General features: G+C 45.0%; 1 protein-coding gene. It reads right to left on the reverse strand.

The annotated features are described in order from the left end of the window. The coding region (locus GON26_RS21505) for an Ig-like domain-containing protein (RefSeq protein ID WP_449404282.1) at nt 1-544 on the reverse strand (544 nt) is incomplete at both ends.

The following is a 544-nucleotide window of genomic DNA, read 5'->3' on the forward strand; positions in this document are numbered from 1 at the left end:
CAACTGTTGGAGCATCTTCTAAACAGAAATCCTGTGTAGCTGATGTTGTGGTTGGTGTACCCGGATCGTTGACATTTACTGCTACAACTAATCTGGTGGCGCTCTCACAACCTGTAACAGCGTCTATGATAGTAGCATAATAATTTCCGTCTGCCAAAGCATCTGTAGCTAATAATGGTGTAGTGCTTGTAGCACTGCTGTACCAAACTGTTGTAGCTGGGCTTACCGCAATATCGGCAACTGTTGGAGCATCTTCTAAACAGAAGTCCTGTGTAGCTGATGTCGTAGTTGGTGTACCCGGATCGTTGACATTTACTGCTACAACTAATCTGGTGGCGCTCTCACAACCTATAACAGCGTCTATAATGGTAGCATAATAATTTCCGTCTGCCAAGGCATCCGTAGCTAGTAATGGCGTAGTACTCGTAGCACTGCTGTACCAAACTGCTGTAGCTGGTGTTACTGCAATATCGGCAACTGTTGGAGCATCTTTTAAACAGAAGTCTTGTGTAGCTGATGTCGTAGTTGGTGTACCAGGATCGTT

Origin of the sequence: Flavobacterium hydrocarbonoxydans (assembly GCF_009789235.1) — a bacterium.
GTDB classification, from domain to species: Bacteria; Bacteroidota; Bacteroidia; order Flavobacteriales; family Flavobacteriaceae; genus Flavobacterium; species Flavobacterium hydrocarbonoxydans.